General features: G+C 46.9%; 3 protein-coding genes. 2 read left to right on the top strand and 1 reads right to left on the bottom strand.

Annotated features, from left to right (window positions below):
* The first annotated feature begins 202 nt into the window (after positions 1-202).
* Entirely contained in the window at positions 203-3,325 is a 3,123-nt protein-coding gene (gene ccsA, locus Q0389_RS07110) for a cytochrome c biogenesis protein CcsA (RefSeq protein ID WP_298693134.1), read from the top strand.
* Position 3,326: 1 nt separating this feature from the next.
* Positions 3,327-4,427 (top strand): hypothetical protein, encoded by a 1,101-nt coding sequence (locus tag Q0389_RS07115; RefSeq protein WP_298693136.1) that lies wholly within the window; start codon positions 3,327-3,329, stop codon positions 4,425-4,427.
* Here Q0389_RS07115 and Q0389_RS07120 read toward each other — a convergent pair.
* Positions 4,420-4,872 (bottom strand): DnaJ C-terminal domain-containing protein (locus Q0389_RS07120; RefSeq protein WP_298693138.1); only part of this gene is annotated, 453 nt, incomplete at its 5' end. The two genes, Q0389_RS07115 and Q0389_RS07120, sit on opposite strands and share 8 nt — an antisense overlap.

The following is a 4,872-nucleotide window of genomic DNA, read 5'->3' on the forward strand; positions in this document are numbered from 1 at the left end:
TCATATCTATAAACGGATAGCATTAACCGCAAAAGAGTACGGGCGGGAACGGAATTTTGTCGACGGTGCGAACATCGCGGCATTCAAGCGGGTAGCGGAGGCGATGATCCTCGAAGGGGTATAATGCGTTAATACAAAATTAACACGTGTTTACCATAGTGCGATTACAATTGCGACCATATAATAGACGATAGGTATATAAATGACTAAAATTCTCTCTTTTTTAGGCTCGATGAAGACAATGGCGGCATTGATGCTCATCTTTGCCGTTTCGATAGGCTACGCTACTTTTGTAGAAAACGATTACGGGACGATGACCGCTAAAGCGGATATCTACAATGCACGATGGTTTGAAGTATTGCTGGGATTGTTGGCATTGAACCTGATTTTAAATATTATCAATTTTAACATGGCGCGTAAAGCGAAAGCTTTTGTCTTTTTATTCCATGCCGCTTTTTTAATTATTCTCGTCGGTGCGGCCGTGACGCGATATATGGGTTACGAGGGGACGGTTCATATCCGTGAGGGGGAAAGTGCCGATTCGATGGTAAGTGCGGAGCCGTACGTAACCTTCAATGTGCATAAGGGAGAAAAAAACTACTCATTTAAAGAGCAGCTCTATCTCTCTAAACGTTCTTCCAACCATTTCGAGCGAGATTTACAAATCGATGGGCAAAACATCCATGTGAAGCTCGATAGCTATATGGGAGACGCACGGTATGAAGCCGTTGCCGATCCTAAGGGAGAACCGATTTTGAACCTGATGGTGACGGGTGCCGAGGGGGCTCAGCAAATCAGTCTTAAACCGGGTGAATTTGTGGAAGCAAACGATATTGTCATCGATTTTAATTCTACAAAAAGCTTTAATAAGCCTGTTATCGCATTGAGTGTCGAAGACGGCAAATTGTTGATGGATGTCCCTATGGAATTGGCGACATTGAGTATGGACACGCAGCAGTCGTCACAACTTCCGCAAGGAAAACACGAAATGAGCCGCCGTACTTTATTCCAAACAGCACAAAGCGGTTTCGTTTTACGTGATTTCATTCCGCAGGGGGTGATGAAACTCACTTCGGGCAAACCGGCAAAAAAAGGGCCGATGATGCAAGGGGGCGGAGAAGATGCCTTAACTCTCAGTTTCAATAGCGGTGATGCAAAAGCAACGACGGTTGTTTTGGGAACGCCCGGCGAGATCGGCGATCCGCAACATGTAGCTTTAAGGGATACGCAAATCGATGTTTCGTACGGTTCGATCGAACGTAAACTGCCGTTTGCGATCGCTTTGAACGATTTTCAGTTAGAACGTTATCCGGGATCGATGTCACCGGCATCGTATGCAAGTGAAGTAACCCTTTTGGACCCATCAGCAGGAGTCAAGATGCCGTTTCGTATTTATATGAACCATATTCTCGATTATAAAGGGTACCGATTCTTCCAGTCCTCGTTCGACCAAGATGAATTGGGAACGGTTCTCTCCGTCAATCACGATCCGGGAACATTGATTACTTATATCGGATATTTACTCCTTGCGATCGGAATGTTTGCGGTTCTAATTGTCAAAAACGGCCGCTTTAACGCATTGAGCGAAAAGCTCAAAGCGCTGGAAGGGAAAAAAGTCGCGGCATCGCTTGCCGTTGTCGCAATGATGTTCGTTTCGACTCCGGGACATGCTGAAGATATGCAAAATCCGGTGATTAAAACCGCGTTGTCTTTTGACAAGGCACATGCCGAAAAATTCGGTCGTCTGGTCGTGCAGGATGCCAGCGGACGGATGAAGCCGATGGATACTTTGACGCACGAGATCGTTGCCAAACTGTACCGTTCCGATTCGGTTTTGGGATTGACGCCGAATCAGGTAGTTTTAGGAATGATGCTTCGTCCGGACGCATGGCGCGAAATTGCGATGATCCGCACCGGAAACCCTGAAATCAACAAATTGATCGGTTTACCGGAGAATGCTAAAAATGCCGCATTTTCTCAGTTTTTTGAAGTACCGGATCAAATCAGCGGTTACAAACTTGCACGTTTGGTAGACGATGCGAACCGGAAAGCTCCGGCAAAGCGCGATAAACTTGATAAAGCGCTTTTACAGGTCGATGAACGGGTAAATGTCGCGTATATGGTTTATACCGGTTCGTTGGTACGTATGTGGCCGGTTCCGAATGCGAAAGATCATAAGTGGGATGCGACGATCGAGGCATTACAAAACTTTGCGCCGAAAGATGCTGAGATCGTCCGTTTGTTGGCAATCGGCTATTTCGGTTCGATCGACGAAGGGATGAAAACCGGAAACTGGACCAAAGCGAACGAAGCATTGGGGCGTATCGACAAATACCAACGTTTTGTCGGGGCAAGCGTCTATCCGAACCAAAACAAAATCAATGTCGAAATTATGTATAACAAAACCAATATTTTCGAACAATTATGGCCTTTGTACTTCGTCGTCGGCTTTACGTTGTTGATCCTGTCATTCATTAAAATCTTGAAACCTTCGTTCAAAGAGGGAATTTTGACGAAAATTTCGTTTGGCTTGCTGGTCGTTTTCTTCGCCGCCCACACGGTCGGATTGATTATGCGCTGGTATATCGCGGGGCACGCTCCGTGGTCAAACGGATACGAGTCGATGATCTACATCGGATGGGCCAGCGTATTAGCCGGATTTATCTTTTCGCGCAAATCGGTGATGACAATGGCTGCCACGTCTATTATGACGGGATTGATCCTTTTCGTCGCTCATCTCAACTGGCTCGATCCTCAGGTGACGAATCTCGTTCCGGTATTGCAATCGTATTGGCTGGCGATTCACGTTGCGATGATTACCGCGAGTTACGGTTTCTTGGGACTTGGTGCATTGCTCGGGATGATTACGCTGCTGTTGTTCGTCCTTAAAAAACCGCATAATCAAGAGCGTCTGAACCTGGCGATTAAGGAACTCAATGCGATCAACGAGATGAGTTTGATCTTCGGTTTGGTTCTCCTCACCGTGGGGAACTTCCTCGGAGGGGTCTGGGCAAATGAGAGTTGGGGACGCTACTGGGGATGGGATCCGAAAGAGACATGGGCATTGGTGACAATCATCGTTTATGCCGTAGTTATTCATGTCCGCTTTATCAAAGGGGCGTATAGCGATTATACGTTCAGCGTCATTTCGCTCTTGGCCTTTACCTCGGTTCTGATGACCTATTTCGGCGTCAACTACTATCTCGCGGGAATGCATTCGTATGCCAAAGGCGATCCTGTTCCGGTTCCGGATTTTGTTCCGTGGACCTATGCCGTTATCGCAATCGTCATCGCGATGGCCTATCCCAAACGTGCCGTGAAATAGCATGAACGACGCGTTAAAAGAGCTCTTTAACGCCTATAAGCATCTCCCCGTAGGGGTAATGTTTTTTAAACACAAAAAACTTTTTTTCGTCAACGACCATATTCGGGTCGTCTTGCTTCTTTCCAATCTTACGAATGAACACATCGTCGACGTCATCGGCGAAACGCTCAACATCGAAAATCCTTCGGATGAAATACTGTTTCACTTTTTTTCCGAACACGAATGTTTTACCTATCAAGACCATATTGTCCAAGTCGAACACGCATACAGTGAAGATGAGATCGATATTTTCGTCGTGGTTCGGATATCGGATCAGACGATCGCAACGGTCGATTCGACCAAATCGCTGCGTACGCTGAAAAAAGTAAACGTATCGCCTGTAACGAACGTACAAAGCGACGAACATCTTTTATTGAAACGGGCATTAGGCCAATGGGAAAAAGTACGATTTGCCTCTGTCGTTTTATACAAAGGGATACCGATACGGGGAGAGTCTTTTATTGTTGAAGCCACTAATGGCAAAATCTGTCTTCGGGTCGAGAAAAAGCAGTTGATAGCGGCGCATAAAGGGGTCGAATGGCTGATCGGAGCCCGTAAGGATGCCATGCTGATCGGCAGACTCCGAGAATACGATCTGCGTGAAGAGACGGTTTGGCTGGAGAATTTGCAGATCGTATCGGAGGGATTTCATCTGCGTCAGGTAATCCGCTATGAATGCGGTGAAAATGATCGGATGAATTTTCATTATGACGGCAGACATTATGCTTTGCATTTACACGATATATCCGAAAAAGGGGTATCGATCGAAACAGATGAATCGGCGGTTCTTGTGGCTCTTTCAAGCTCGGCAAAAACATTTGACGCCGAACTGTTTTTAGATGGAAATCGTATTGTAGTACGTGCTTTGTGGCATTATACAAAAGCGCTTGAAAACGATTCGATGAAGGCCGTATTTAAAATAAGCTACGATTCGAAAGAGGGGGGAGCGTTGCACGACTGGATGAATGCGAAGCAGCTCCGGATCATTAAAGAGGTACAGATTTTCGTTCGGATGTCTCCGGCACCGAAACGTGCCGATCAACATGGAGATTGGGTTATTTAAACCACCCTTTGACCCGCTCAAACACCGACTCGAAAAGGCTTTCATGAGGCTTGGATTCGATGCCGAAACTCTCTTGGAGTTTGGAAAGAAGCTCTGTTTGCTCCGAACTCAGACGATTTGGGTAGGTGAGGCGGATTTGGGCGATCAAATCCCCTTTGCCCCGTCCGTGTACGTCGGTGATCCCCTCGCCGCGGAAACGGTATTGCTGGGTATCTTTGGTCCCCGTTTCAAGTTCGAGGGTGAGCTCGCCCGTCAAAGAAGGGATGGTGATATTTTCACCGAGAACGGCTTGAGTGAAGAATACGGGAACTTCCAGATAGACGTCGTTGCCGTTACGGATAAAATGGCTGTCTTCTTCGACCTCGAACGTGACGTACAAGTCTCCCCGTACGCCGCTTTTGCCGGTATTACCTCGTCCTGAGACCCGTAAACGGTTGCCGGTGTC

This window comes from uncultured Sulfuricurvum sp., from assembly GCF_937936435.1.
Classification (GTDB): domain Bacteria; phylum Campylobacterota; class Campylobacteria; order Campylobacterales; family Sulfurimonadaceae; genus Sulfuricurvum.